We start from the raw sequence: 26317 nt of genomic DNA on the forward strand, positions 1-26317 counted from the left end.
AATAATTCCCCTGCCGACACGGCTTGGCTACAATGCCGCAGATAATGAAATAACAGATTCAGTGACAGGAAAAACAAGATGTGTGAGCTGCTGGCGATGAGTGCCAATGTGCCAACGGATATTGTCTTCAGCTTTACCGGGCTGGCGGAGCGAGGCGGGGTGACCGGGCCCCATGTGGATGGTTGGGGGATCACCTTTTATGAAGGCAAGGGCAGCCGCACCTTCAAAGATGCCAGCCCCAGCAGCCAGTCCCATGTGGCAAGCCTTATCAAGTCATACCCGATCAAGAGTGAAGTGGTGGTCAGCCATATTCGGCAGGCCAACCGCGGTGAAGTCTCGCTGGAAAATACCCACCCCTTTACCCGCGAGCTTTGGGGCCGCTACTGGACCTATGCCCACAACGGCCAGTTGTCTGACTATGAACAGAAGTTTCAAAGCGGTCGCTTTCAGGCCGTGGGTGACACAGACAGTGAACAGGCCTTTTGCTGGATAATGAGCCGCCTGGTCGAGCGTTTCGGCGAATCCGAGCCGGACGATATTTTGCCCGTGTTTGAGTATGTGGCTCAGCTTGCCGAGGAGATCCGCACTCTTGGGGTGTTTAATATGATCCTCAGCGATGGCCGTTATCTGATGAGTTATTGCAGCAATAACCTCTGCTATATCACCCGCCGGGCGCCCTTTGGCCGTGCGCAGCTGATAGACACGGATGTGGTGATTGATTTCGACACCCAGACCACCCCCAAGGATGTGGTCACTGTCATAGCCACCCGGCCGCTGACCGGCAATGAAAACTGGCAGCTGTTGGCGCCGGGAGATTGGAAATTATTCCGTCTTGGCGAGCTGGTTATTGACTTCCGAGCCCAGGCTCAGCTTGGCTAACTTGATATCGAGCTGCTTGCTGCCTGACTCAAAGTGGGTCAGGCGCACCGGCAGCCAGCCGAGATCCGGCGCCATCCAAACAAAGGTCTGCCGCTTGGTGCTGTCGCGAACCACTTCCAGTTTCACCGTGTTATAGACGCCACTGTCCAGTGTCATCCGCTCCTTGCCGACTATCTTGAAACGATAGTCATCTATCTCGTTGTCCTTGACCAGCTCATAGGCCAGTGACTCCTTGCCGGCGGCGAGATCCAGCCGAAACTGCAGCTGCACCATCAGGGCATCGTAGAGAGTGCCTGAATAGTCCAATTTGCTCTTTTCATCCTTGTAGCGACTGAAAATTTTGCCCTGTTCCTTGGCAAAGGCTATCTGCTCATTGAAGTTGGGGCCTGTGCCGGTTCGCTGATGGCTGAAGCGCAGCGGCGTCAACTGACCATCCTGATAGGTAAATTCACTGCGGATATGGCGTTTATCGCTCAGCACCAAGAGGCTGAGATCACTGTCCAATTTGTATTGATAGAAGTCGCCCTCTGGCGGCAACAGCATAAAACGGGCGCCACCGAGATTGATTTCGCCATAATTGACCTGATATTCGGCGGTGTGGGGTGCCAGGGGGCTGGTCTGCGCCCATAACGGCAAGGGCAGTAACAGCATCAAAAGTAGAAGCGAACGGATCAAAGGCAGTCTCCTGTGGTTAAAACGGCATGGACAAGACCAGAGTGGCCATGTCCGGCCGCCACTCATATTCAGACAGGGCAATTCTGCCTTGGTTCACTTGTACGCCTTCGCTGCGCAGCAGGCTCATCTGTAGCTGAAACGGATGGGTATCCTTGGCAAAGGAGATTTTCCCCTGACTGTTGATAACCCTGTGCCAGGGCAGTGCCAGGCTGTCCGGCGCCTGTTTCAGTGCCCGGGAAACATAGCGGGCCCGTCCTGGCAAGCCGGCATAGTCGGCAATTTTGCCATAGCTTGCCACCCGACCTTCGGGGATCAGTGCAACTATGTGCCAAATCTTCTGCATTGGACTCAGTGGCGGGGCGCTCGTTTCCGGGGGCATCTTGGCTCCTGATGCTATTGGCGCAAATTATAATACCATTCCATAGCGGAGGTTACTCACTTGGCAAAAGTGCCTCGGCGGCTCTGCGCTGCACACGCAAGGTTTGCCTTTTGATGCTTTTTCGCCATAATGGCGCCCATTGAACGCCAAGTCGAGTAAATTGAGAATATAACCCTATGGCAATTATGGATATTTTGACGGTTCCCGATCCCAGGCTCAAGCGTAAAGCCAAGCCTGTTACCGAAATAGAAGCCGTGCAGTCTTTCATCGATGATCTGTTGCAAACCATGTATCACACAGACGATGGTATCGGCTTGGCCGCGACCCAGGTGGGCAGTGAACACGCGATAGTCGTCATTGATATCTCAGAAGAGCGCAATCAACCTCTGGTGCTGATCAATCCGCAGATCACTGAGTCCAGCGGCGAATTTATCGGTGAAGAGGGCTGTTTGTCCATTCCCGGTTATCGCTCCAAGGTAAAACGCTTCGAGTCGGTCACTGTCAGCTATCTGGATCGCCAGGGCCAAGCCCAGACGATCCACAGTGATGATTTCCTGGCCATAGTGCTGCAACATGAAATCGATCATCTGCACGGCAAGGTATTTATCGAGCATCTCTCCCGCCTTAAACAGGAGATGGCACTGAAGAAGGTGCGTAAGTTTACCGCCTAAGCAATAGACTTAAGTTGGGCTTCGCTGCAGCTTGGCAGTTGCAGCGGCAGCTCAAGCAATATGCTCAAACCGCCCTGAGGCCGGTTAACCGCTTGGGCCGAGCCGCACAGGAGCTGCATACACTGGCGCACAATCGCCAATCCCAGCCCATAACCTCCCTGAGAGCTGTGACGCGCTTCATCCAAACGGGTGAAAGGGTTGAACAAGGCTTCCAGTTGCTCTTTGGGGATCCCGGGTCCATCATCGCTGACACTCAGCTGCAGTCTGCTATCACCCAATTTGTCGTCACCCAACTGAGATACCTGGATTTCCACCCGGCAGGTTTCACCGGCATATTTGAGGGCATTGCGACAGACATTTTCCAGCGCCCGCTTCAAGTAGGCCATATCGGTATGCAAAGTTTGCTCATCAATGGGGGCCTGTGCCCAGACTATGCTTTGCTTGGGGCCAGACTCAAACTCCAGATCCTGCAGCAGTGAGCGGCGTAATTCAGTCAGAGTAAAAGGCGCTGCCGTCAGCTTGATGAAGCCGTTGCTCAGGCGGCTGAAGTCTAAAATAGTGTTGATCAATTGCGCCATCTCTTCGCCCTGGCGTCTTAGCCTGGCAAGCGGTTGTTGATGTTCCTCCCCCAAGCGATTTTCCAACAGGTGTAAGGCCAGCTCCTGCCGGGCAAGGGGAGTGCGCAGTTCGTGGGAGACATCCCTCAGTAACCGTTGCTGGGTTTGAATGCTCTTTTGCAGCTGCTCGGCCATATGGTCAAAGTCGGTCGCCAACTGGAAAAACTCCGGCTGCTTTATCGAAAAATGGCTGGCAATCCGGGTATCGAGTTGGCCCTGTGCCAGCTGACGGGTGGCACTGCGCAGTAAACTCAGCGGCTGGATCAGATAGCGGCTCAGCAGACGACTGAACAACAAGAGCACCAGTAGCCCTACCAGGATACGGATAAGCCAGAGGCTTTTATCCAGTTGCTGCGCCGGGTGTAAAGAGGCGTTGAGCTGCACCACCAAGAGCAGGGGATTATCCGGCTCCAGGCTATTGCGTAATGGCAGACCTATCAAAGGTTTTTGCACCCTGTCCCCCATAGGCTGCTGCAACTGCTTGAGGAAATTGAGTTTGTAAACAAAGTGCGGGTGCATTTCCCGCTGACTCACCGCCTGCTGCTTGCTATCCAGCACATAGAGTACAAATGCCTGACGCCCCTCCCAATCCGCCAGTCCGGCTATATCGCCCCTGACGATATAGTCGTTGGCCTCATCGGCCAGTTGCTGTAACTGGCTTTGGGTCTGCTGGGGCAGCAGTAACAAGCGGTTTAGCAACATGGCTTCAATACCACTGGCGAGCAGCAGGATAAGCAGTAATGACACACCAAAATAGCCAAACAGTCGCCATTGGAGTTGGGAAAACAGGCCGGAAAAGGGCAGCAAGGCAAGCTCCTGAATTATTCACTGAAGTCGAGAATATGTTTCGATAATCATTCTCATTTATTCTATCTCGGGTTAAGGCTTTGGCGCCAGCACGACTTGTCAGTTGGCTAAAACCCGCTATACTGTATAAAAATACAGTATCGGTGTTTTTCATGTCTCTTTCAGCCAAAACTCACTCTGTAAAATCTGATCCAGCAAAATCTCAGGCCTTGAACGGCCTGCTGGAGCGCCGGGATCTCTGGTTGGGGCCGGGCAGTCAGGGCAAAATATTGGGGTATCCAAGTGGTTTTGAAGCATTGGATGCGCAGCTCAGTGATGCAGGGTGGCCAAGGCAAGGCATTTGTGAGCTTTTCAGTCAGTCTCTTGGGCACGGGGAACTCAGCTTGTTGCTGCCTTTGATGCGTTATTTACTGCCGGCTCAGTGTGGCTCACATTCAGAAAGAAATCATTCCGAAAAAAATCAGTCCAAAAGAAATCAATTTAGAGGGGATGAGTCCAGAGATGCCATGATAATGCTGATAGCGCCGCCATTGCAGCCGCTGGCACAGAGCTTTGCCCAGCACGGTATTGCCGCCGAGCGTATTTTGTGGCTGGAGTTAACCCAGCGTAAAGAGGTGCTCTGGGCCATGGAGCAAGGGCTGAGCAGTGGCGCCTGTCCCCTGGTGCTGGCTTGGCTGGACAAGCTAACACTGACTGAGGCCAGAAGGTTGCAACTTGCCGCAGAGCAGGGCAAGGCGCTGGGAATTTGCCAGTTGCCTATGGCTCAGGCCGACAGCAATCATCCTGTCACCCTAAAGCTGGCTATCAGCGCGGCTGGCGTTAATACCGCCAAGTTGCAAATTTTGAAGCGTCGCGGTGGTTGGCCCGTCCCTGAATTGCATCTGCGTGGCTTGCCGGCACTGGCGCTTGAACTGCCCCATGTCGAGCCGGGCGTGGTAACCCTGAGAAGCGGCAAGGCGGCTCCCAATCATAGTTTAAGTAACTCAATAGACTCAATTGAGCCAAATCATTCCGGCCGCAAGGCCAATGGCCCTGTTCTTCACGACTCTGGTTTACATGGCACTGGTCTTCATAGCACTGTGTTTTATGGTAACGTGCTTCATGGTCCTTGGGGGATGGCGCAGTCAACGACGGTTGCATCCAATGAATGCGCGCCTAATCCCTGGACGGCACGGCAAGAGTCAAACAAGCCCGCGGGGCTTTTTCACAGCGCTAATCCGCAAACGGTCAATCCTCAAACCACTCAAAGCCATACAGCTCATAGTCAAGAGGCTATCTGAGATGACCCAGGTATGGATGGGAGTCTGGTTTCCGCAGCTATTGCTGCAATATCAGCGTTATCGTCTGGCTATGCTGGGCAATATGACGGGCACTATGAGCGACACTATGAGCGACACTATGAGCGACACTATGACTGGAAGTATGACATGTAGTGGTACAGCTCAGGTTCAAACACGCGCTCAAACTCAGCCCCAAACCCAAAATCAACCAAAAGCAGTGCCAACCGCTGCGGCGTCAGAGCCTTTTGATCCCCAAGTCCCCATGGCCTTGTATGACAGCCGGAAGCTGGTCATACATTCGGCCTGTTCCGACGCTCAAGCAAAAGGCGTTACAGCGGGGATGAGTGTCGGCAGCGCCCAGTCGCTGTTGGGGGAGTTGCAACTCTGGCCGCTGCAGGAGGTGGACAGCGAAGCGTTGCGGGATTGGTTATGTCAGTGGAGCTATGATTTCAGCGCCAGAATCTGGCCGCCGTTGTTATCCGGGCTTACTGAACAAGCTGCCCAAAATGCGGCCGATGCGCGCTGGCCTACAGATACCCTGCTGCTGGAAGTGGGGTCCATGGTCAAACTGTTTGGCAGTTTGAGCGCCATTGTTGAGGCTTATCTCAACAAAGTCGCCGCCTATGGTCTGGAATGCTCATTGGTGCTGGCACACAGACCGCTGGATGCGGCGATATTGGCGCGGCATACTCACGCCAGCATCAGCGCGGTATCAGCAGCCTTCATGAGCACGCCCACAGCTGAAAAAGCCGGGCGCCTCAAGGTGCATCACGGCTTACCGCCAGATTTACCACTGGATTTGCTGCCATTAACCCAAGAGGAACGGCAACGGCTCGGCGCGCTTGGGCTGACAACTCTAGCCATGCTTGATGCCTTACCCCTTGCCGAGTTGGGGCGGCGCTTTGGTCAAGGTTTGCTGCAGCTGCTGGCACAAATCCAGGGGCGTTTGCCCTGTTGCCGCAAGGGATATGAGTTACCCGAACAGTTTCAGGCCAGGTTGACCTTGCTGCATGATGTTGAGTGGGTTCAGGGATTGCTGTTTCCATTGCAAAAGCTGCTGGGGGAATTGGCAACCTATTTGCGGATCAGGCAGTTGGCTGTGCAACAGTTGGAGCTGTGGCTGAAGTTTCGCGAGCCAGAGACGCCGGCGCTGCAACTGACACTCAACTATCCCTTCGGGGAATATCAACTGCAGGGACTATCTCAGCTCTGCCGCTTACAGCTGGAAGGATTGCAACTGCCGAGCCCGGTCGTCGATATTGAGCTGCGAGCCAGGCAGTTTGTGTCGCAGCAGCTGGGTAGTCGAGAGTTGACCGAGTCCAGAGAAGGGCTGCAGCAGGATGCCAATCAATTACTCGCCAGATTACAGGCCAGGTTAGGTAGCCATAAGGTGCGCTCTTTGGTGTTGGCGGCCGATCCCATGCCAGAACTGGCCAGTACTGCGGCTCCACTGACTCGTTGGCCGCCACCGGCAAGGCCGCCCGTTCAGCCGTCGCTGGCGCTGCGGCCTCTTTGGCTGCTGCAAGAGCCGCAAGCCATTGCTCCTGAAGCCGTAGAGCTGCTTAGGGGGCCGGAAAGGTTACAGAGCCCCTGGCATTCGGGGCCTTTCCCCTGCCGGGATTATTTTCTTGCCCATCATAAGGAGAACGGCGGTCTGTGTTGGCTGTTTCGCACCGCTAATGGGCTCTTTCTTCATGCTTGGTTCAGCTGATGTACGCCGAATTGCATGCTATTTCCAATTACAGCTTTTTGCGCGGGGCTTCCCACCCGGATGAGTTGGTGCAGCAGGCCGCCAAACTGGGCTATGAGGCCATCGCCATTACCGACGAATGCTCTCTGGCGGGTGTGGTCAAGGCGCATGAGGCCGCCAAACAAAGCGGTATCAAGCTGATTGTCGGCGCCGAATTCCACCTGCCGGAAGGTTGCCTGGTACTGCTGGCAAAAAATCGCCGGGGCTATGGTCTTATCAGCACTCTGATAACCCGGGGGCGGCGCCGGGCCGATAAGGGCAAGTATCGGTTAACCCTGGATGATTTTGCGACCATTGACCGCGGCTGCTTTTGCCTGTGGCGGCCGCCATCAGTGAGCGAGTTGCTGGCGCAAGCCGACTTGCAAAGCACTGAGCACCAAAGCCTTGGTCAGCAGAATGTCGATAATCAGAACTCTACAAACAAGGGATTAAGCAACCAAAGCCTAAGTCAGCAAACTCCTTGGTTGACGCAGCTGCAGCAGCGCAGTCTGGCACAATTGAATGCCCTGGCGACACGGGTCAAAGCCGTGTTTTCACTGCCGCTTTATCTCTTGATGGAGCGGCAATTGCAACCCGGAGAGGCTTGGTATCTCGAGGCCTGTGAGGCGCTGTCGAATCGTTTTTCCCTTCCCTGTGTCGCCGCCGGTAATGTGCAGATGCATCTTGCCGAGCGACAAAGGCTGCACGATGTGCTCAGCTGTATCCGCCATGGCCGCGCCGTGCCCATGGCCGGTGAGCTGTTATCGGGCAATGCCGAAATGGCGCTTAAGCCGATAACCGCTATGGCCCGGCGTCACCCTCAAGCCTGGTTGGCAAGGAGTTGTGAGCTGGCGTCCCGGTGCCATTTCAACTTGGATGAACTCAAGTATGAGTACCCGGCCGAGTTGGTGCCAAGCGGCCTAAGCGCCAGTGAATATCTGGCGCAGGAGGTGGAAAAGGGCGCCCGCAGGCGTTTTGGCGAGGCGATAGCACCTGAAGTGCAGACTCAGTATCGGCGCGAGCTCAAGCTGATTGCCGAGCTCAATTACGAATACTTTTTCCTGACCATCTATGATCTGGTCTGTTTTGCCACCAGGCAAGGGATACTGCATCAGGGACGTGGCTCGGCCGCCAACTCTGTGGTCTGTTATTGCCTCGGGATCACCGAGGTGGATCCTACCAAGGTCAACATGCTGTTTGAGCGTTTTATTTCCAAGGAGCGCCATGAGCCGCCGGATATCGATGTCGATTTTGAACATGAACGCCGCGAAGAGGTGATCCAGTATATTTACCAAAAATATGGCCGCGAGCGTGCAGCCCTGGCCGCCAGTGTGATCACTTATCGTTTCAAGAGTGCCATGAAAGATGTTGGTAAGGCTCTGGGGCTCAGCGAGCAACGGCTGGATGAGCTGATAGGCGCTGTCGATCGCCGCGATCCGCAAGTGCCTTGGCAGCAGCAGTTGCAACAAGGCAAGCTGTTGCCACAACAAGGTTTGGGGCAGTGGTTGTTGCCGCTGGTGGAGACCCTGATGGGTTTTCCAAGGCACTTGTCGCAACATGTCGGCGGCTTTGTGATTTCGGCCGGGCCATTGGCCGAGCTGGTGCCGGTAGAGAATGCCGCCATGGCCAAGCGCACTGTGATCCAATGGGACAAGGATGATCTCGAGAGTCTGGGGCTGTTGAAGGTCGATGTATTGGCGTTGGGAATGCTGACCGCGATCCGCAAATGTTTCGGGTTGATCTCCCGTCACATTCGTCCCTTTGCCATGTCGGATATTCGCTGGGAAGATCAGGCCGTCTATCGTATGTTGCAGCAGGGCGACAGTATGGGGGTGTTTCAGGTGGAGTCGCGAGCCCAGACCAGCATGCTGCCCAGGCTTAAACCCGCCTGTTATTACGATCTGGTAATACAGATAGCCATAGTGCGCCCGGGTCCAATTCAAGGAGACATGGTGCATCCCTTTCTGCGCCGCCGTGATAAAATCGAGCCGGTCACTTTTCCTTCGACCGAGGTGGAAGGCGTGTTGTCACGCACTATGGGGGTGCCCATTTTCCAGGAGCAGGTGATCCAATTGGCCATGGTCGCCGCCGGTTTCAGTGGCGGGGAAGCCGATCAGCTGCGCCGCGCCATGGCCAGCTGGAAACGCAGTGGCGAGCTGGAGCAATTTGAACACAAGCTGCTTCAGGGGATGACGGCCCGAGGCTACAGTGACACCTTTGCCAGGCAGATATTCAGCCAGATCCGCGGCTTCGGCGAATATGGTTTTCCCGAGTCTCATTCGGCCAGCTTTGCGCTCCTGGCCTATGTTTCGGCCTTTCTCAAACACTATTACCCGGTGGCGTTTTGTTGCGCCTTGCTCAACAGTCAACCCATGGGTTTTTACAGCCCGTCACAACTTATTCAGGATCTTCGTCATCATGGCGGCCTGGTGTTGCCGGTTTGCATCAACCTCAGTCAGTGGCACAGCACACTGGAGCGACAAACCGATGGCTCCTTGGCACTGCGCCTCGGGTTCAGGTTGGTCAAGGGATTATCCGAGCACAGCGCCGCCAAGATAGTAGCGGGTCGGGACGGGGGCTTTACCCACTTGTCGCAGTTGGCGGCTCTGGCACTGCCAAGGCGTGAGCAGGAAGCGCTGGCCAGCGCCAATGCCTTTGCTGCCCTGGGCGGCGATCGCCATCAGATCAGGTGGCAGTTGGCCGCTCGTCAGCAGAGTTTGCCTTTGTTTGAGCAGCCGGACGAGGTCGATTTTCGCCCTGAAACCGCCTTGCCTGAGGTCACTGAAGTCGATGCCTTGCTGGCCGACTACGCCTGTACCGGACTAACTCTGGGGCGCCATCCTCTGGCATTGCTCAGAGAGCAGGGGTTACTCGGCAAGTGTCACAGCGCCGCTTCTTTGTGGCAGTGCCGTCATGGCCAGAATGTGACTGTGGCCGGGCTGGTGGTCGGCAGGCAAAGGCCTGGCACCGCCAGTGGTGTTACCTTCATCACCCTCGAAGATGAAACCGGTAATGTTAATCTGGTGGTATGGAGTGATACGGCTAGGGCCCAACGACAGGCTTATTTGAGCGCCAGGATCCTCAAGGTGAGCGGGGTCGTGGAATTCTCGTCCGGCGTATTGCATCTGCTAGCCGGTCGGCTGGAGGATATCTCGGGCAGTATGCACGCGCTGGTGGTAAACTCGCGGGATTTCCATTAGCCGATAACCCATTTTAAGCTGCTGTTGCCTGTGAAAATAATCCTGCTGACCCATGAAAGAGAGCTGAATCGAGCCAGTAATACAGCCACCCTGGCGCTTAATGCTTATCCGACTCTCTGTAAGCGGGTATTGTGGGCGCGTAAAGCCCCGGATGCTTGGCTAATGGAGCACTTGTCTTTGGGGCGAACAGCCTTACTCTATCCGCAAACCGAAGAAAGTACTTCGCGAACTCAAGCTGCAAATGAAAGCCCAAACCAAAGCCCGGCTCAGGGCGCAACATTGCCTCAAGACGCTACTCAGGAAGCCGCTCAGAAAGCTGATCTGAAATTAGGGAAGCCGCTAAATTCGCTGGTCATACTCGATGCAACCTGGCAGGAGGCCGGCAAGATGTATCGCCAAAGCCCCTATCTGCAGTCGCTTGCCAGAGTCGAGCTGCAAGCAGAGCAGGACTCGGCGTTTCGCTTACGGCGCAATCAGCGCCAGGGCGGGTTATGTACCTTGGAATGTATTGCGGCTGTTTGGCAAGACTTGGGGGGAGACTATAGTATCGCCGCCAGGCGGTTACTCAGTGAGTTTAATCAATGGCAGGCTGAGATAAGAGCTCCGGCCTAGCTGCACTCGAGTTGGAACAGCAAGCTGGAAGCCGTCTCTCTACGGCGGCGCTGAGTTAAGTCTATCAGCCTGCGTTAGATCACCGTCAGATAAACACACAGGAAATGGCAAACGGCGCCGCCCAACACAAACAGATGCCAGATGGCATGATTGAAAGGGATCGCCTTGGTAGCGTAGAAGATCACACCCAAGCTGTAGCTCAGCCCCCCGGCCAACAGCAAGTTGAACCCGGCAGTTGACAGATTATCGATAAGCTCAGGCAATACGGCGACGCAGAGCCAGCCCATGGCCAGATAGAGCACCAGGCTCAGCGCCTTGAATCTGTGAATAAAGCAGCTCTTGAACACTATTCCCCCCAATGCCAACGACCAGATGGCTATCAGCACCCATTCTTCCTGGGCATCGGCCAAAGTAATTAACATCAGCGGGGTATAGGTTCCGGCGATTAACAGATAGATGGCGCAGTGATCCAGCATCTTGAGGCGCCGTTTCCACACAGGGTGAGGAATGCTGTGATACAGGGTCGAGCAGAGGAACAGCAGGATAATACTGCTTCCATAGATGGTTACACCTGTTAACTGAATGGCATCCAGCGAATGCCAGCCCTTGAGCAACATCAGCACCAACCCAAGAATGCCGGCAATCACCCCCAAACCATGGCTGACGGCATTGGCTATCTCTTCATTCAGACTGTATCCAGCGGAAAACTGGCCATTGAACTGGGCTTCGGCTGCTGGGGCTTTGCTGTTGGGCATGATTGACTCTCTGGTTCGACCTCATTGAAAGTGAGTCTAACAGCGCCGTAGCGCCATGGCTAGATAAAAGTGTACAAGTGTTCGCTGAGATGGATTTATTCCTTGAACCGTATCGTCTGCATTTTTTGCAAACGTCTAATGTGGCACCTTAACAACTCGTTGCCCGGCTTCCAAGTCGCTTTTTACGGTTATTTTGTTCAGAGAATTCCGTCAGTCTTATTCGACAAGGGTTTTACTTGTTTTGCTTGAAGCCGTCGATTTGAGCTTGTAGCGTAAATTGCTTTTCAAACAAGGGAATGAACTTTTTGCCGAGGGTTTTCCTCTAACACTGAGTTTACATTCAGCGACGGATAAATCAGCGGCTTATGCCTTATCTTCCAGAAAAGTTTATTGCCAGCCGAGACGAAAGCTCGGCGGCAATGGCAAGCTTGAGCATCAGCATCCCGGGTAGGGATGTAGCCTTTGAGCTTGGTCTGGATGAAATCATTAATCCCTGTTCCTGCCAACCAAGCCATTCTCAATCACATTCGATAGCCCCTTTCTTTGCCCAATCGCCTTTTAGTCAACAGCTTGGGTTTCAACCCCAATGCCTGGCGCAAGTTGGCATGGCTAAAAAAGCAGAGCAGGGGGATGGTGAGGCAAAGGGCAACGCCTTCAGCAGTTGGACTGTAGCGGGAGCCGCGCACTTAGTACTATTGCTGGGGTTATCCTGGTTTTGGCAGCAGGCCGAATGGCAAAGAGTGGTGACTGAGCCTGCCAAACCCAAGGCATTGCAATCCTATCTGTATTTCAGTCAGCCCAGCCCAAAACAGTTAACGCCAGTGCCGGAAGCCTTGGAGGAAGAAGCAATAACCCAGCCCAAGGAAGCGATAGAGGTTCAAAAAGCTGAGCAACAAAAACAGGCCGCCGAAGAGTCAGAGCAAGAGACTGAACAAGTGGCTGTTCAGGACCAGAAAGAGCAAAGGATCCCCAAAACTCGGGATCAAAGCGTTAAGCCTATTGCTAGAGTCATTGAAGAAACGAAAAATGCAGCCGTACCAGCCCCCGAGCGAGCAAATGACTTTAGACCGCAGCCGGCAGAGCAAGCTCAGCTGGACTTCAGTTCAAACGCATTAAAGTCTGCCCGAAAAGTATTGCAACACTCTCAACAGCAGGCGCTGCAGCAGTTATCACAGCAATATGCGGATAAGGCCACGGAACGCAAGAGCCTCAGTGAAATGGATGGGGAGATGGAAGTGCTTTGGGTCAATGACGCCGATGATTTCAATAAAGTGGCCAGTCTGGATCTGCCGCTCGACCCTAACCGTATCGTCAAGGATGGTGATACCTGCTATCGAGTCGTCAAGGTGCCGACTCCACTCAATCCCTATGCCGAAAACTTGGGTTTCCCATTTAAATGCGGTCAGACAGAAATGGAAAAAGCGCTCAAGGAGGCGGTGGCCAGCCGTCTAAAGCGGCTTGGTAAGTGAGTTTTGCAATCAATTTATTTGATTTTAAATAAATTTATTTTTCAACTTTTGAAATTATTTTAATTTAATTCAAACAATTAAGCTATGATTTTAAGTGATTCAATCCTGTGGCTCGTTTTGTCATTGGGCTTGTTTCCCGCTTCGGCTTGTGCTTATACTCGGCAGCAATCTTGTCGGAGTGCCCTCTGGGCTGAGACCGTTTATTCGGGATCCGTTGAACCTGATCAGGCTAGCACCTGCGAAGGAAACAAGCATTCAGCTGCAGCATTACCGCAGCCACTGCGAGCAAAAATCTATGCCAAAGGCTTTAAAGAGCCGAGGCGATATCTGGCTTCTCAAGCGGACATTGAACTGACCTGAAACCACGAGGTCAGTCTGCCAACACCGCCGGAGGAGGACTCCAAATCAAGGAGTTTAACCAGTCAGCTTGCGCCGCTTATTATTCAACTCTCCTGACAAGCAATTTCATTTTCCAAAAGAGTGAGCTTGCTTATGTCAAATCGTCAATCCAATCGTCGTCAAACCCGAGAGGCCGCCCAGGCCTTTATCGATAACCTTAAACCCTTGCAGCATCCCAATTCACAGAAGCTGTTTGTTCAGGGCTCCCGGGCCGATATTCAGGTAGCCATGCGCCAAATCAGGCAGACAGACACCCGAATACCAACCCAAGATGGCAGCGAGCAATTTGAACCCAATCCCGCTGTACGTGTTTATGATTGTGCCGGCCCTTATTCAGATCCCAACGCGGGTATCAATGTGCGCCAGGGTCTGGATAAATTGCGCCAGGGCTGGATCTTAGAGCGTGATGATACGCAAGAGCTGACTTCGGTCAGCTCCAGTTTTACCCAGCAGCGGCTGGCGGATGAAGGGCTGGATCATCTGAGATTCGACGCTTTGCCCAAACCGCGCCGGGCCAAGCCGGGTAAGCGGGTGACCCAATTGCATTACGCCCGCGCCGGCATTATCACTCCTGAAATGGAATATATCGCCATTCGTGAAAATATGGCCCGGGCCAACGAAGCGCTTGCCAAAGATCCGCAGCTGGCCCGCAAGGCCAAAGGAGAAGCCTTTGGTGCTATAGTTGCCACGCCGATAACCCCTGAGTTTGTCCGCAGCGAAGTGGCCCGTGGCCGCGCCATTATTCCCGCCAACATCAACCATCCGGAAGCCGAGCCTATGATTATCGGCCGTAACTTTTTGGTGAAGGTCAACGCCAATATCGGCAATTCGGCGGTGACCTCTTCCATCGAGGAAGAGGTGGAAAAACTGGTGTGGGCCACCCGTTGGGGCGCAGATACGGTAATGGATCTGTCCACCGGCCGTTATATCCACGAAACCCGCGAATGGATAGTACGCAACTCGCCTGTGCCCATAGGTACTGTGCCCATCTATCAGGCGCTGGAAAAGGTCAACGGTATTGCCGAAGATCTCAGCTGGGAAGTGTTTCGCGACACCCTGATAGAGCAGGCCGAACAAGGGGTGGATTACTTCACCATTCATGCCGGGGTATTGCTGCGCTATGTGCCCATGACAGCCAATCGGGTGACAGGTATGGTATCCCGTGGCGGCTCCATTATGGCCAAGTGGTGCCTGAGCCATCATAAGGAAAACTTCCTCTACAGCCATTTCCGCGACATCTGTGAGCTTTGCGCCGCCTATGATGTTTCTCTGTCGCTCGGTGACGGCATGCGCCCCGGCTCGATTGCCGATGCCAACGACGAGGCTCAGTTTGCCGAGCTGGAAACCTTGGGTGAGCTGGTGAAAATCGCCTGGGAATACGATGTGCAGACCATTATCGAAGGGCCGGGCCATATTCCTATGCAGCTGATCAAAGAGAATATGGACAAGCAGCTTGAGTACTGTGATGAGGCCCCTTTCTACACCTTGGGGCCCCAGACCACGGATATTGCGCCCGGCTATGATCATTTCACCTCTGGCATAGGCGCGGCGATGATTGCCTGGTACGGCTGCGCCATGCTTTGTTACGTGACCCCCAAGGAGCATCTGGGCTTACCCAACAAAGAAGACGTTAAACAAGGGCTTATTGCATACAAAATTGCGGCGCATGCCGCCGATGTCGCCAAGGGACATCCTGGTGCCCAGCTGCGCGACAATGCGTTGTCCAAGGCCAGATTCGAGTTTCGCTGGGAAGATCAATACAACCTGGGGTTGGATCCCGATACCGCCCGGGCGTTCCATGATGAATCCCTGCCTCAGGAGTCTGCCAAGGTGGCGCATTTTTGCTCCATGTGCGGCCCCAAATTCTGCTCGATGAAAATCACCCAAGATGTACGCGACTATGCTGCGTCTCTGGCTGCATCCTTGTCTGCATCTCAGCTAGCTTCAGGGGAGGCGTCAGAGCCAGACTCGGCAGAGCGACAAACCGAGCCAGTGCAGGCTGAAGAACTGACGGCACAGCCGCTGGAAGTACTGGATGCCGAGGCGGGGATGGCGCGGATGTCGGCGCAGTTCAAGGCCAGTGGCAGCGCCCTGTATCATCCGGCTACGGCAAGCGAAAAGTCTTTGTCCGAGTCCAAGCCCAAGTCCAATCCCGAGCCAGAGGCTACACGCTATGAAGAGGAAGCCTGAAATGGCGGCTGATAAAAGGCCGATAGTCTGGAGCATAGCCGGCTCAGACAGTGGCGGCGGCGCCGGGATCCAGGCCGATCTGGCCACCTTCAGTAATCTTGGCTGTCATGGTTGCTCTGTTATCACCACTTTGACCGCCCAAAGCAGTGTGGCGGTGACGCTAACCGAGGCGGTGAGCGAGGAGATGTTGCTGGCGCAGCTCAATGCTCTGCTCGGTGACTTGCCGCCCAAGGCGATAAAAATCGGCTTGCTCGCCAATCAAGCGCAGTTGCAGCTGCTTTGTGACTGGTTGGCTCGGCACCTACCTGATGTTCCTTTGGTGGTCGACCCCGTCATGGTGGCCAGTTGCGGCGATGCACTCTCAAAGAGCACTGCAACGGGCGCAGCGCGGCTCGATTACCGGCCGCTGGCGGCGCTCGCCACTGTACTGACCCCCAATATTCACGAGCTGGCGTTGCTGAGTCGCAGCGATATTCATGACTTTTCTTCCTGGCAAGATGCGGCAACTTGCCTGGCAAACGAACTGCCTTGCCATCTCTTGGCCAAGGGCGGGGATTTCGAGGCGGGGATCGCGCGCGGTCTGGCAGAAGACTTATTGCTTTTTAAAGACTTGCCTCACAGCTCCGGGTTGCATCAACGGCAGGGGTTTGTGTTGGCGAGCCCAAGACAAGCATCCAGCAACAACCATGGCAGCGGTTGCACGCTATCCAGTGCCATAGCGGCATTTTTGGCCCACGACTGGATCTTGCCCGATGCCCTGATCCTGGCCAAGGCCTATATCAATGGCGCTTTGGCGCAGAGTTATCGGGTAGGCCGTGGTCCCGGCCCCTTAGGTCGCCCCGGGGCTTGTCTGGCCGCCGAGCTTATGCCTGTCATCTGGCCGCTGGAGGATTATCCTTGGGGCAACCCAGCCCAGGTGCTTGGCGCCCCTTGGCTTGCAGCGCCAACCTCTGCTGATGCCGTTAGTGCTGAAGGCTTCAAAACGCTGCCCCATAATTTGGGTATCTACCCGGTCGTGGCCGATGTCGAATTGCTGGAAGTCTTACTCAAGGCAGGCTGCCGCACCATTCAATTGCGTCTCAAGGGGGAAGTACAGCCCGGTTCGAGCGCCGAGCAGGCGATCATTCGCGCCATCGCGCTCGGGCGCCAATATCAGGCGCGGGTCTTTATCAATGATCACTGGCAACAGGCCATTGCCCACGGCGCCTTTGGTGTGCATTTGGGCCAGGAGGATCTCAGCCAGGCATCCCTTGAGGCCATCCAAGGGGCGGGTATGGCGCTGGGGTTATCCAGTCATGGTTATTTCGAGGCGCTGCTTGCATTGCGCCACAGGCCCAGTTATCTGGCCCTCGGACATATCTTTGCCACCACGACCAAAGTAATGCCATCTCTGCCCCAGGGACTGGCGCGCCTTGGCGCCTACAGCGAAACTTTCGGCTCCTTGCTGCCGACGGTCGCCATAGGCGGCATTGACGAGCATAACCTTGATGCCGTCAAGCATACCGGTGTGGCCAATGTCGCCGTGGTGCGGGCCATTACCGAGGCCGCCGAGCCGGTAACGGCCTTCAGGCGCCTGACACAAAGCTGGTTAGGGCGAGCAGCCGCTATTGCAAGTGGGATTAGCTATGCTCAACAAAATACTGGAGTTCAGGGCAGTGCCGGGCTGAGCGATCGCGACTTTATCCGTTACGGCAGCCAGTTGCTGCTGCCCAGAGTCTCAGAAGCGGGGCAGCTCGCCTTACGGGCAAAGACGGTCGCTATAGTGGGGCTCGGAGGCCTTGGCCATCATCTGGCGCACTCTTTGGCCGCCGCCGGTGTAGGGCGTCTCATTCTTATCGATCCCGATATTGTCGAGCTGGGTAATCTGCCGAGGCAACTGCTCTACAACGAGCAGGATATCGGCCGTTTGAAGGTCGACGTGGCCAAGGAAAAGCTGGCGCGCGATTATCCAAACTGCCTGATTGAGATTGAGCCCGAACTGTTTGGCCCCAAGAGCGCGGAGCTTATTCGCGAGGCGTCGCTGGTATTGGATGCCAGCGATAATTTCCTTTGCCGTCATAACCTTAATCAAGCCTGTGTGAAGCTGGGCAAAGAGTTGATTGCGGCGGCGATCAGCGCCGATTCCGGCCTGCTGTGTCATACCGCCCCTTGGCTTAACCCCGAGGCGGGCTGTTATGAATGCCTGTTCCCGCGAGACAGCACAGGCTCGGGGCGCTGCCGCGACATGGGGGTGCTGGGTCCTGCGGTGCAAACCCTGGCAGCGATGCAGTCGCTGGCAGCCATCAATACTCTGCTTGGAGAGCGCAGCACCCTGGGACGGCTCATCAGCTTGGATTGCCGAACTTTAAGCGTGCGTGAGGCTGCGCTTTGCGCCGACCCAGCATGTCCTTGCTGTCAAACCCACACTCAGGCTGGAAATCAAACCGAAGCTCAATTTATGACAGGGCGCCCTGAGCTTAGCCGTGAGGAGAATCGTGATGCAAATTAAGATAAACAATCAAGTCAAAGAGTTGCCTGAAGCTATGACGCTGTTACAGCTGCTCGAGTGGTGTGAGATAGCGCCTGGAAGCGTGGCGCTGGTGCGTAATGGCGCCGTAGTGCCCAGATCTCAGTGGCCAATGCTTGAATGTCAAAGCGGAGACAGTCTCGAGCTGTTTTCCGCCGTAGCCGGAGGTTGATATGTTGCAAATTGGCGAGTTTGAATTTCAATCCAGGCTATTTGGCGGCACCGGCAAGTTTGCATCGGCAGAGCTGATGCAACGCTCGCTCGTGGCCAGTGGCGCCGAGTTGGTTACTGTGGCGATGAAGCGGCTCGATTTTAACCAGGGTAGTGATGAATTGCTGGCACCGCTCAAAGAGCGCGGCGTGCAGCTGCTGCCCAATACATCCGGGGCCCGCAATGCCAGGGAGGCAATTTTTGCCGCCGAGCTGGCACGGGAGATGCTGGGCACCCAACTATTGAAGCTGGAGATCCACCCGGATCCCCGTTATCTATTGCCGGATCCGGTAGAAACACTGGAAGCGGCCCGGGTCTTGTGCAGCGAAGGTTTTACCGTACTGCCTTATGTACATGCCGATCCCGTGCTGTGCTTGCGCCTCGAAGAGGTAGGCTGCGCCGCCGTGATGCCGCTTGGCAGTCCCATAGGTTCCAATCAGGGGCTGGCCACAGAACCCTTTTTGAAGATCATCATAGAGCAGGCCAATGTGCCTGTGGTGGTGGATGCCGGGATCGGCGCGCCGTCTCAGGCGATGCGGGCGATGGAGTTGGGCGCCGATGCCGTGCTGGTTAATACTGCCATCGCCTCCAGCTTGGATCCCGTGACCATGGCGGGCTGCTTCAAAGATGCGGTGCGCGCCGGGCGAGCGGCCTATCTTGCCGGACTCGGGGCCATCAGCAATCGGGCCCAAAACACCAGTCCGCTGACCGGGTTTCTCAATTTGGGAGAAAACCATGGCTGATTTTCTTGAGCGTTTTACCGCTATCGACAGAGATCTACTGCGCCTTGCTATTGCCAGTGTCAGCGCCGCCGATGTTGAGCGCTGTATGGCGCGGCCCGAGACGATAGCGCACAATCCCTCGGCCTTGCCCATTCTTTTGTCACCGGCGGCCCGGGAATTTCTCGAGCCTATGGCGCAGCTCTCTGCTTCGCTCACCCGCAAGAAGTTCGGCGCCAACATAGGTCTCTATGCGCCGCTCTATGTTTCCAATCTATGCGCCAATGATTGCGACTACTGCGGTTTCAGCATGAGCAATAAAATTCGCCGCAAGACCCTAAGCCAGGCCGAACTGGATGCTGAAATTGCCATTCTCAAGCAGCGCGGCTTTGATTCTGTGTTGCTGGTTTCCGGCGAACATGAAACCAAGGTAGGGCTGGATTATTTTGCCCAGGCGCTTTTGAGGCTCAAGAAGGACTTCAGCTATCTGGCGATTGAAGTGCAGCCCCTCGCCGAAGCGGGCTATCGGCGCCTTGTTGATGAGGGACTGGATGCCGTGATGGTATATCAGGAGACCTATCAGCCCGCCACCTATGACCGCCATCATCTCAGAGGCAATAAAAAGGACTTTGGTTTCAGGCTCAATACACCGGACAGGGCCGCCAGGGCCGGGGTCGACAAGATAGGCCTGGGGGTCTTGCTCGGGCTGGATGATTGGCGCCTGGACTCGGCACTGATGGGATTGCATCTGGACTATCTGCAGCAAAAGTACTGGCGTAGCCGCTTCAGCGTGTCGCTGCCAAGGCTCAGGCCCTGCGTTGGCGGAGTAACGCCGGCTGTTACCCTGGATGATGCCGGATTGGTGCAGCTAATCTGCGCCATGCGCTTGTTCAGCCCGGCGCTGGAGTTGAGTCTCTCTACCCGGGAGAGCGCCTCACTCAGGGATAATCTATTGCCCCTAGGGATCACCCATGTGAGTGCCGCCAGCTCAACAGAGCCAGGTGGTTACAGCAATCCCAAGTTGCAGCTGGATCAGTTCCAGATAAGTGATGAGCGAACCGTCCCTGAGGTGGTCAGCGCCATTCGAGCACAAGGCATGCAAGCTGTGTGGAAAGATTGGGACGCGAGTTGGCTCGCAGGCGCCTCTTTTGCGGTAACCCATCAAGGGACATAAACCTTTCGGGCTGTACATTTGTATTAAATTGGCTAATAATTGTTCAAAGTTGCTGCTGAAATGGTAGTAACTGATTTTAGCCACAGAACGAAAATCCACAGTCCAATACAGACAAGGGGCAATCATGCAAATTCCATCGGCTTTTTCGGCGGGAGTTCAAGGGCTGCAAAGCGCCCAGTCCGGCCTGACTCAGGCAACAGTGGATATCGCCCGTCCGGCACCTGCGCAGCAGGCCGATCCGACCCGCCCGGTTGAGGAGGCAGACAAAACCTCGGCATTGGTATCGGCATTGGAATCCAAGGCCCAGGGGCAAGCTTCAGTAGAGGTGATTGAACGCGCATCCGACACCTTGGGCAGTATCATAGATATCGAGGTGTAATATATGGTTGGCGCGCTGGCCGGCGCGGGGCTGACGGCAACAGCCGTGTCCCGGCGGCCAAGCTCGTCAATTGCCAACTTAAGCAGTGGCAGCTCTATAAACCAATCGCCTCTCAGCGCCAACCCTGCCGGTAAAATCTCCGCCAGTCAAAATCCCTCTCAGGTAAGTGGCGTTAAGCCAAGCCCAATAAACCTGAGCTCGGGAAATCAAAGCCCAGTCAATACAAGTTCAGTTAATCCAAGCTCAGTCAATTCAAGCCCGCTCCAAGGTTCAGCTGCACAACATTCAGAGCCACAAACCGTAAAGCCGCCGCGGGAAGCACTTGTCAGTTTGACTAAAGGAGCCCTTGGGGCCGCGGCCTTGTCCAGCTCCGGCCATTGGCATGGAGAGGTTCAAGCATCGATGCCGCTCGCGGGGATATCGGCTCAAGCATCCGCCTTTTTCGGCCAAGGGGCTGACATTGTCGGCGGACCTGCGATACCAGTGACTTTAGCGGGAGAGGCGCCTGAGGTTCCCGCTTTTAATGGCGCAAATACTTCCGCCAACTCTATGGGTGGGGCAGAGCAGGATTTTGACAACACTTCCGGCAGCTCTTCGAGTCGCTCATCGAGCCAGGCTGGCAGCGAAGTAAAAGAAGGGGACGAAGGGGCGGCTCGTCAGTCAACCGGGGAGTCGAATACGACAAGCGCAGCCGAACCCAAGCCGGATGAGGCGCAACAGAAACAGCAGCAGAACCGTGAGAGTCGTGAGCAACAGGCGCTTGAGCGGGAAATCGACTCCCTGATGAAGCGTGATACCCAGGTGCGATCCCATGAACAGGCTCATGCCGCGGTAGGCGGGATCCATGCCGGACAACCGGCATTTGAATTCGAGAAAGGACCCGATGGCAAGCGTTACGCGGTGGAAGGTGAAGTTCAGATAGATGTCTCTGTAGTGAACGGCGATCCGCTGGCGACCATGGCGAAAATGAAACAGGTCTATGCGGCGGCGATGGCACCTGTCGATCCCTCCATGGCCGATATTCGGGTCGCCGCCGAGGCGATGCGCAAATATAACCAGGCAAGAGAAGAGGCCGGAACCCAGAGACTTGCCGCCGCACCAAAGCCTGAGCTGAGTCAAAACCTATTGGGAGCCGCAGATTCGGCGGCTGAAAAGTCCGCGCCTTCCTTTGATCCCAAGGCTGGCGACTCTGCAAACTTCCCCATAGGCCTGTCTCGTTTGATGGGCGCTATAGCGCAGCAGTCAAATGCTTTGAATGAACAGACTTTCAGTCCACCCAAGGCCGAGTTGCAGCTTGAGTCGGGTTCAGTTGCCGACGTGATAGCCGCTGAGCAGCAACAGGCGCAGCGCATTCGGGATGAGAGTCGTTAGCGCTTCACATATCTTCAAGGCCAATTTGAGTTCGGCGAGGGCGCGGCATAATAACCCTCTTGTTAAATGTTTAAACAAAGCATAGTCGGATGTTTACTTCCGCGCCATTAACGCAGGGTGTCCATATTCGCTTATTCTCGTTAATACTCGTTTGTTAAGTGTTCTTTCAATTCTTCAGGTTTCATTGCCGGTTTGGTTTTGTGTAACATTGCATGACAGTTTGGACATACTGGTACGAGATCGGTTTCTACATTCAAACTATACTCAGAACCAATTTCCGATAAGTCAATTAGGTGATGGATATGAATAAAACCAGTACCTAAAGGACCATACATTTCTTCAAAATTAAAATCACAAACAATACAATTAACACCATGTACAACTATTGCTTTTTGCCTCGCGCTCGCGCTTCGCTCATATTTGTTTACGTATGTTTGTTTTACTTTACCTTCCATGAACTCAACTTCGTCAGGGTATACTGAATAAGCGTTTGACTGAATATTATATTTGGTTTTCATATCTGCAATAACTTTTTCAATCGAAGTTCTACGCCATTTTCCTAGAGAGTTGTAGTAATTGACATGATGTGCTGTAGCCTGCAACGCAAGCTCAAATTGGTATAAACCATAATCTTTATAAATTGACTCAAGAAAATATATCGTAGAATACTCATTCATTGCTCTGATGTGCCCTACACCTTTCATTAAGCTTCTAAATATGTTGATGTAGATCCTCGCAGAGCCGTCAGACATTAGCCCCTTTTCAGACGCTTCTTTAGCTGCTGACACCAAAGTTTTCTTTGAGTCATATACTTTCTTTGCTGTGTCGTAAATGAAATGAACGCTAGATTCTGAAATTTGCATAAACTCTTCACTCCTTGAGTGTTAACCAGTTCCCACATTGCCCTGGGCACTTAGACATAATGATTCCCTGTGCAGGTGTCGGCCTCCGTGTTTTCTCGTGGATTAGTTAAACCAGAGCCACACTGTTTGTTGATCTAATAGGCAAACAATCACAGGAGGCCGACATGTCTAAAGCTAACACACTTTTTATCGGGTTGAACGTACACAAGGAGACCACTGACGTGGCCTGGGTTTCTGATAAGTCTGCTGAGGCTGGTCCCTGTGGCTTCTGGCTCTATCGCCATCTGTTGCGCCGTGGCATTGAATGCTGGGGGCACTCATCCCCAAAGCTCCGGGCGGCCGGGTCAAACCGATAAACGCGATGCCATGACATTGGCCAGGTTAGTGCGTAGGAACTGGGTGACCTCAGACGCTTTGCTTCTCCGCGTTCACTGATGAACTTTGTCGGTTTGACACCCAGCGAACACTCCAGTGGTCAGCGGGAACGGTGTGGCGGCATCACCAAATGTGGCAATGGTCATGCAAGGCGCATCCTTATTGAATCGGCCTGGGCCTATCGTTTCCCCGCCGGGTCTCGAGGGAATTGGAAAGTCGCCAACAAGAGCACTCTATCAAACTGCAAACTCGTTCATGGGAAATCCAGCAGCGCCTATGTCGACGCTTTCATGCCTTAAAAGCAAGAGGCAAAGAATACAATAAAGTCGTTACCGCTGTGGCTCGCGAACTGACAGGCTACATTTGGGATTTAGCCCAAGGTTTTGATGCCGAGATGTCACAACAAGCGTACTGAATTACATTAAAAAATCACTCTGGCAGCGCCGGACTGCGGCAGCGGTGCGAGCAACCCTCGAGGGCGTTAAGCGGTCACATCCGCGCTCATAGACTGAGGCAAGGCTCCTGCGGCGAACACAAGTAATGCGAATAACCAAACTCGCGGATATCAGCAAGGTCAACCGCCGACACTTACTCGCCAAAGTCCGACTGTCAGAGTGTCCTTACCGAAGATTTTTTGGGTCTCCGGTAAGGGCACTTTTACCTATTTGATAAAGGGAATCATATCAACGCCCCAAGCTTGAGTGCAGCGAGAAATAGTCCCGCTGCCTTGGTTTGTTAGCTGCCATGTTGAGCAGATGATTCATTTAACTTTGGGACACCTACATAGTACAAGATAGCAACATAACTCAGGAATGGAATAAACCCGAACATCGATGCAATAAAAGTATTTCTGTTTTTACTTTTTGCCAGCAAAAAACAGAGGGTCGCAAGTACAATACCTTGGGCCAAAAAAACAAACCATATAGGATGAAGATCTCCACTTCGCATCATTTCAAAAACATTCATGAAACCTCCTATGTTTAATCCGGCAGATAACGCCGTGCTCTGCGGCAAATTTGAAGCGCAGCGGAAAATTTGTCCGGTAGCAGCACTTTGTTAGCCACGTTCGTGTCTTTGTGCTATATCAACGCATGCATCATGTGTGAACAAGTCCGTACAGTGAATCATTGAATATTCATCTAATTGATGAACAAATAATCTCGCATTGTCTGTTGGATCTCTGGAAATTTGAAACATATCGTCATCCTCATCAACGATGAAGCTCAAGTCGGTCCGCTCAACAATTTCGTCTTTCAAACCCGCGTGTCGATAACGAACGGACTCAAGGTAAACCACTCCACCACTATGTGTAATCTTGATTGAGTGAAAATCAGGTTTTAGATAACTTGGGTATTTTTTCTTAAGATCAGGAAGAATCTCCACACCTCCGTCCGCTCCTACACGAGGAACAATAAACCCAGCAGACTCTTCCATTAAGCCTCGAATGGCTTCTCTAATAGGAATCTGAAAAAACTCTCTGTTTGGCTTATAACGATACTCATCGAATCTTTTGTGAAGTCGTTTTTCAATTAACTCACAATCTGTAAGAAGCTCATCGTAAATAACTATAAAATCGTCTGGAACTCCTGTTCCTCTCAACCCCTTTGTACGTTCATTAGGTGATTTCTTGGTTAATCCGATTTTTACTAGCCCCTGCATTGCAGGGTTGATCATCACATAAACAAAACCTGTACTCATACTATTCCCTGGCTAACAGCTGTTTAGTACGCATGCGCGTTTTAGTCCTCGGAGGAGTGTACACGCGCATAGCTATCTCTTTGTATTAGTTAGATATAATAGAGTTTAGCCAAAATATTCCTTGCAGTTAAACGCGCATACGCGGTCTCCAAACCTATTATCTGCCAACAGTGTTTTATATCTATATGACTTTAATGATATTTTCTGTGATGTTACAGAATTAATGCGCCAGATTATCTTCAAATCTCAGGGGCTTTTGTCAAAACCTCAATAATACTGTGTGAAAAACAAGCACTATAGTGCTCTCCCGGAGCTGTTCGAGTCTTTTTCTAACTGATATTAGTGACGTCATACCTTACGGACACAGGGTAAGTATGAAGTTGCTCCGTTTTTCACTATTTATAATGAGCCAGATTTATACAGAGCCAGATTTATGTTGAGCCAGGATCAGTGATTCCAGCAGCTTACAGGCCGGGCCTTGTTTGTCTCTCTGTGGCACTACCAGACTGAGCAGTATCTTGCGACTGCTGGAGCCTTTGAGACTGAGCCGTACCAATTGCCCATTTTCCAGCTCCTGCTTGACCAGATGCGCCGGGATCCAGCAAAAACCTATGCCTTTGGCCAGGATCACCTTGGCTTCGTGGAAGTTGCTGACGGTCCAGCGCTGCTCGGCCTTGAGCCAGCCGATTTCCTGCTGACTATTGACGCCGGTATCTTTGATCACAATTTGCAGATGTTGGGCCAGCACTCTGTCGTCTTCAATTTCAACTTGGGCCGCCAGCGGATGGGAAGGGTGGCAGAGCAGGTAGAAGTCCAAGTCGCAAAGGGGCTCAGAGATATAACCCATGGGCGGGGTACCGCAAATCGCAATATCCACCTGATGGTTTTTGATCATCTCCTGGGTACCGCTGATCACTGTGTCCCGCACTGTGACCCGGGTTCCGCGGCTTTGGGGCAGAAAGGCGGCCAGCGCCTCGGTCAGGGTTTCCATGGGATAGACCAGCTCCCTGGCGATGCTCAGACTCGGTTCCCACCCCTGTTCCAGATTGCTGGCGAGCTGCTCCAATTCCCCCACAGCCTGAGTGACGTGACGAGAGCGGCGCAGCAGTACTTCGCCGCATTCGGTCAGATAGGCCTTGCGGCCACGCACTTCGAGGAGTTGGATCCCCAACTGATGCTGTAGCTTGGCCACAGCATGGTTGAGGGATGATTGGCTCTTGTTGAGCTGCTCGGCGGCCTGGGCGTAACCACCGAAGTCGACGACGGCCTGCAGGATCCGCCACTGTTCCAATGTGGACTTGGGTCTGTTCATTTTCTAAAAACTCGTCAGATTTCGGCCTATCATGGGTGGAAACTGCCA

24 protein-coding genes and 1 riboswitch are annotated in these 26317 nt (G+C 53.7%); of the genes, 15 read left to right on the top strand and 9 right to left on the bottom strand.

Annotated elements, in window-relative coordinates; genetic code table 11:
- Positions 1 to 78 precede the first annotated feature (78 nt).
- The gene (locus tag ACF8D4_RS02305) at positions 79 to 879 is read left to right on the top strand and encodes a class II glutamine amidotransferase (protein ID WP_025009668.1); all 801 of its coding nucleotides are present in this window, start codon (positions 79 to 81) and stop codon (positions 877 to 879) included.
- Here ACF8D4_RS02305 and ACF8D4_RS02310 read toward each other — a convergent pair.
- Both ACF8D4_RS02310 and ACF8D4_RS02315 read right to left on the bottom strand, forming a co-directional pair.
- A complete protein-coding gene (locus tag ACF8D4_RS02310) occupies positions 823 to 1551 on the bottom strand; it encodes a DUF3108 domain-containing protein (protein WP_392464585.1) in 729 nt (242 codons plus the stop codon). The genes ACF8D4_RS02305 and ACF8D4_RS02310 overlap by 57 nt on opposite strands.
- A gap of 19 nt (positions 1552 to 1570) precedes the next feature.
- Complete coding sequence (locus ACF8D4_RS02315) at positions 1571 to 1933, bottom strand: MGMT family protein (protein WP_025888092.1); 363 nt, start codon at positions 1931 to 1933, stop codon at positions 1571 to 1573.
- A gap of 176 nt (positions 1934 to 2109) precedes the next feature.
- On the opposite strand from ACF8D4_RS02315, the gene def reads away from it, so the two are divergent.
- Positions 2110 to 2604 (top strand): peptide deformylase, encoded by a 495-nt coding sequence (def, locus tag ACF8D4_RS02320; RefSeq protein ID WP_025888094.1) that lies wholly within the window; start codon positions 2110 to 2112, stop codon positions 2602 to 2604.
- Here the strand turns inward: def and ACF8D4_RS02325 are convergent.
- A complete protein-coding gene (locus ACF8D4_RS02325; RefSeq protein WP_392468264.1) occupies positions 2601 to 4028 on the bottom strand; it encodes an ATP-binding protein in 1428 nt (475 codons plus the stop codon). The two genes, def and ACF8D4_RS02325, sit on opposite strands and share 4 nt — an antisense overlap.
- 152 nt (positions 4029 to 4180) lie before the next feature.
- Here ACF8D4_RS02325 and ACF8D4_RS02330 point away from each other — a divergent pair, with 152 nt between their 5' ends.
- The 4 genes from ACF8D4_RS02330 to ACF8D4_RS02345 are packed head-to-tail and all read left to right on the top strand — an operon-like array spanning position 4181 to position 10849.
- Positions 4181 to 5308, top strand: coding sequence for an ImuA family protein (locus ACF8D4_RS02330; protein WP_392468266.1), 1128 nt, complete (start codon positions 4181 to 4183; stop codon positions 5306 to 5308).
- Position 5309: 1 nt separating this feature from the next.
- Positions 5310 to 7019 carry a Y-family DNA polymerase gene (locus ACF8D4_RS02335; protein WP_392468268.1) on the top strand — a complete coding sequence of 570 codons (1710 nt, stop codon included), beginning with the start codon at positions 5310 to 5312 and terminating at the stop codon, positions 7017 to 7019.
- Positions 7019 to 10237 (top strand): error-prone DNA polymerase, encoded by a 3219-nt coding sequence (locus ACF8D4_RS02340; RefSeq protein ID WP_392464528.1) that lies wholly within the window; start codon positions 7019 to 7021, stop codon positions 10235 to 10237. Before ACF8D4_RS02335 ends, ACF8D4_RS02340 begins: the two co-directional genes overlap by 1 nt.
- 30 nt (positions 10238 to 10267) lie before the next feature.
- Positions 10268 to 10849 (top strand): tRNA-uridine aminocarboxypropyltransferase, encoded by a 582-nt coding sequence (locus tag ACF8D4_RS02345; RefSeq protein WP_260846606.1) that lies wholly within the window; start codon positions 10268 to 10270, stop codon positions 10847 to 10849.
- A gap of 74 nt (positions 10850 to 10923) precedes the next feature.
- Here the strand turns inward: ACF8D4_RS02345 and ACF8D4_RS02350 are convergent, their stop codons facing one another.
- Both ACF8D4_RS02350 and ACF8D4_RS02355 read right to left on the bottom strand, forming a co-directional pair.
- Entirely contained in the window at positions 10924 to 11604 is a 681-nt protein-coding gene (locus ACF8D4_RS02350; RefSeq protein ID WP_208134462.1) for a hemolysin III family protein, read from the bottom strand.
- Positions 11605 to 11888: 284 nt separating this feature from the next.
- The gene (locus ACF8D4_RS02355; RefSeq protein WP_186265613.1) at positions 11889 to 12119 is read right to left on the bottom strand and encodes a hypothetical protein; all 231 of its coding nucleotides are present in this window, start codon (positions 12117 to 12119) and stop codon (positions 11889 to 11891) included.
- A 90-nt stretch (positions 12120 to 12209) separates the two neighbouring features.
- On the opposite strand from ACF8D4_RS02355, the gene ACF8D4_RS02360 reads away from it, so the two are divergent.
- The 8 genes from ACF8D4_RS02360 to ACF8D4_RS02395 all read left to right on the top strand — a co-directional run bounded on the left by ACF8D4_RS02360 (position 12210) and on the right by ACF8D4_RS02395 (position 22021).
- Positions 12210 to 13073 carry a hypothetical protein gene (locus ACF8D4_RS02360; protein WP_208134463.1) on the top strand — a complete coding sequence of 288 codons (864 nt, stop codon included), beginning with the start codon at positions 12210 to 12212 and terminating at the stop codon, positions 13071 to 13073.
- Between the two features lie 164 nt (positions 13074 to 13237).
- Positions 13238 to 13337: riboswitch (TPP riboswitch) on the top strand.
- A gap of 228 nt (positions 13338 to 13565) precedes the next feature.
- Complete coding sequence (gene thiC / locus ACF8D4_RS02365) at positions 13566 to 15662, top strand: phosphomethylpyrimidine synthase ThiC (protein WP_392464530.1); 2097 nt, start codon at positions 13566 to 13568, stop codon at positions 15660 to 15662.
- 1 nt (position 15663) lies between these two features.
- Entirely contained in the window at positions 15664 to 18150 is a 2487-nt protein-coding gene (locus ACF8D4_RS02370; RefSeq protein WP_243885341.1) for a bifunctional hydroxymethylpyrimidine kinase/phosphomethylpyrimidine kinase, read from the top strand.
- Positions 18140 to 18340 carry a sulfur carrier protein ThiS gene (gene thiS / locus ACF8D4_RS02375; protein ID WP_208135733.1) on the top strand — a complete coding sequence of 67 codons (201 nt, stop codon included), beginning with the start codon at positions 18140 to 18142 and terminating at the stop codon, positions 18338 to 18340. Before ACF8D4_RS02370 ends, thiS begins: the two co-directional genes overlap by 11 nt.
- A gap of 1 nt (position 18341) precedes the next feature.
- On the top strand, positions 18342 to 19121 hold the full coding sequence (locus ACF8D4_RS02380; RefSeq protein WP_208137030.1) for a thiazole synthase: 780 nt from the start codon (positions 18342 to 18344) through the stop codon (positions 19119 to 19121).
- On the top strand, positions 19114 to 20271 hold the full coding sequence (thiH, locus tag ACF8D4_RS02385; protein WP_392464532.1) for a 2-iminoacetate synthase ThiH: 1158 nt from the start codon (positions 19114 to 19116) through the stop codon (positions 20269 to 20271). The genes ACF8D4_RS02380 and thiH overlap by 8 nt, the downstream gene beginning before the upstream one ends.
- 124 nt (positions 20272 to 20395) lie before the next feature.
- On the top strand, positions 20396 to 20650 hold the full coding sequence (locus tag ACF8D4_RS02390) for a chemotaxis protein (RefSeq protein ID WP_208137032.1): 255 nt from the start codon (positions 20396 to 20398) through the stop codon (positions 20648 to 20650).
- Between the two features lie 3 nt (positions 20651 to 20653).
- Entirely contained in the window at positions 20654 to 22021 is a 1368-nt protein-coding gene (locus tag ACF8D4_RS02395; protein ID WP_392464533.1) for a putative metalloprotease CJM1_0395 family protein, read from the top strand.
- Positions 22022 to 22161: 140 nt separating this feature from the next.
- Here ACF8D4_RS02395 and ACF8D4_RS02400 read toward each other — a convergent pair whose 3' ends face one another.
- The gene (locus ACF8D4_RS02400; RefSeq protein WP_392464535.1) at positions 22162 to 22884 is read right to left on the bottom strand and encodes an HNH endonuclease; all 723 of its coding nucleotides are present in this window, start codon (positions 22882 to 22884) and stop codon (positions 22162 to 22164) included.
- A gap of 395 nt (positions 22885 to 23279) precedes the next feature.
- Between ACF8D4_RS02400 and ACF8D4_RS02405 the strand changes: the two genes are divergently transcribed.
- On the top strand, positions 23280 to 23558 hold the full coding sequence (locus ACF8D4_RS02405; protein ID WP_392464587.1) for a transposase: 279 nt from the start codon (positions 23280 to 23282) through the stop codon (positions 23556 to 23558).
- 436 nt (positions 23559 to 23994) lie between these two features.
- Here ACF8D4_RS02405 and ACF8D4_RS02410 read toward each other — a convergent pair whose 3' ends face one another.
- The 3 genes from ACF8D4_RS02410 to ACF8D4_RS02420 all read right to left on the bottom strand — a co-directional run bounded on the left by ACF8D4_RS02410 (position 23995) and on the right by ACF8D4_RS02420 (position 26269).
- Positions 23995 to 24225, bottom strand: a complete 231-nt coding sequence (locus ACF8D4_RS02410) for a hypothetical protein (protein ID WP_345857424.1) — start codon at positions 24223 to 24225, stop codon at positions 23995 to 23997.
- A 90-nt stretch (positions 24226 to 24315) separates the two neighbouring features.
- Entirely contained in the window at positions 24316 to 24957 is a 642-nt protein-coding gene (locus ACF8D4_RS02415) for a GIY-YIG nuclease family protein (RefSeq protein WP_345857423.1), read from the bottom strand.
- A 415-nt stretch (positions 24958 to 25372) separates the two neighbouring features.
- Positions 25373 to 26269, bottom strand: a complete 897-nt coding sequence (locus tag ACF8D4_RS02420) for a LysR family transcriptional regulator (RefSeq protein ID WP_025009685.1) — start codon at positions 26267 to 26269, stop codon at positions 25373 to 25375.
- Positions 26270 to 26317: the final 48 nt, after the last annotated feature.

Origin of the sequence: Shewanella sp. YQ_9 (assembly GCF_043103185.1) — a bacterium.
Classification (GTDB): Bacteria; Pseudomonadota; Gammaproteobacteria; order Enterobacterales; family Shewanellaceae; genus Shewanella; species Shewanella algae.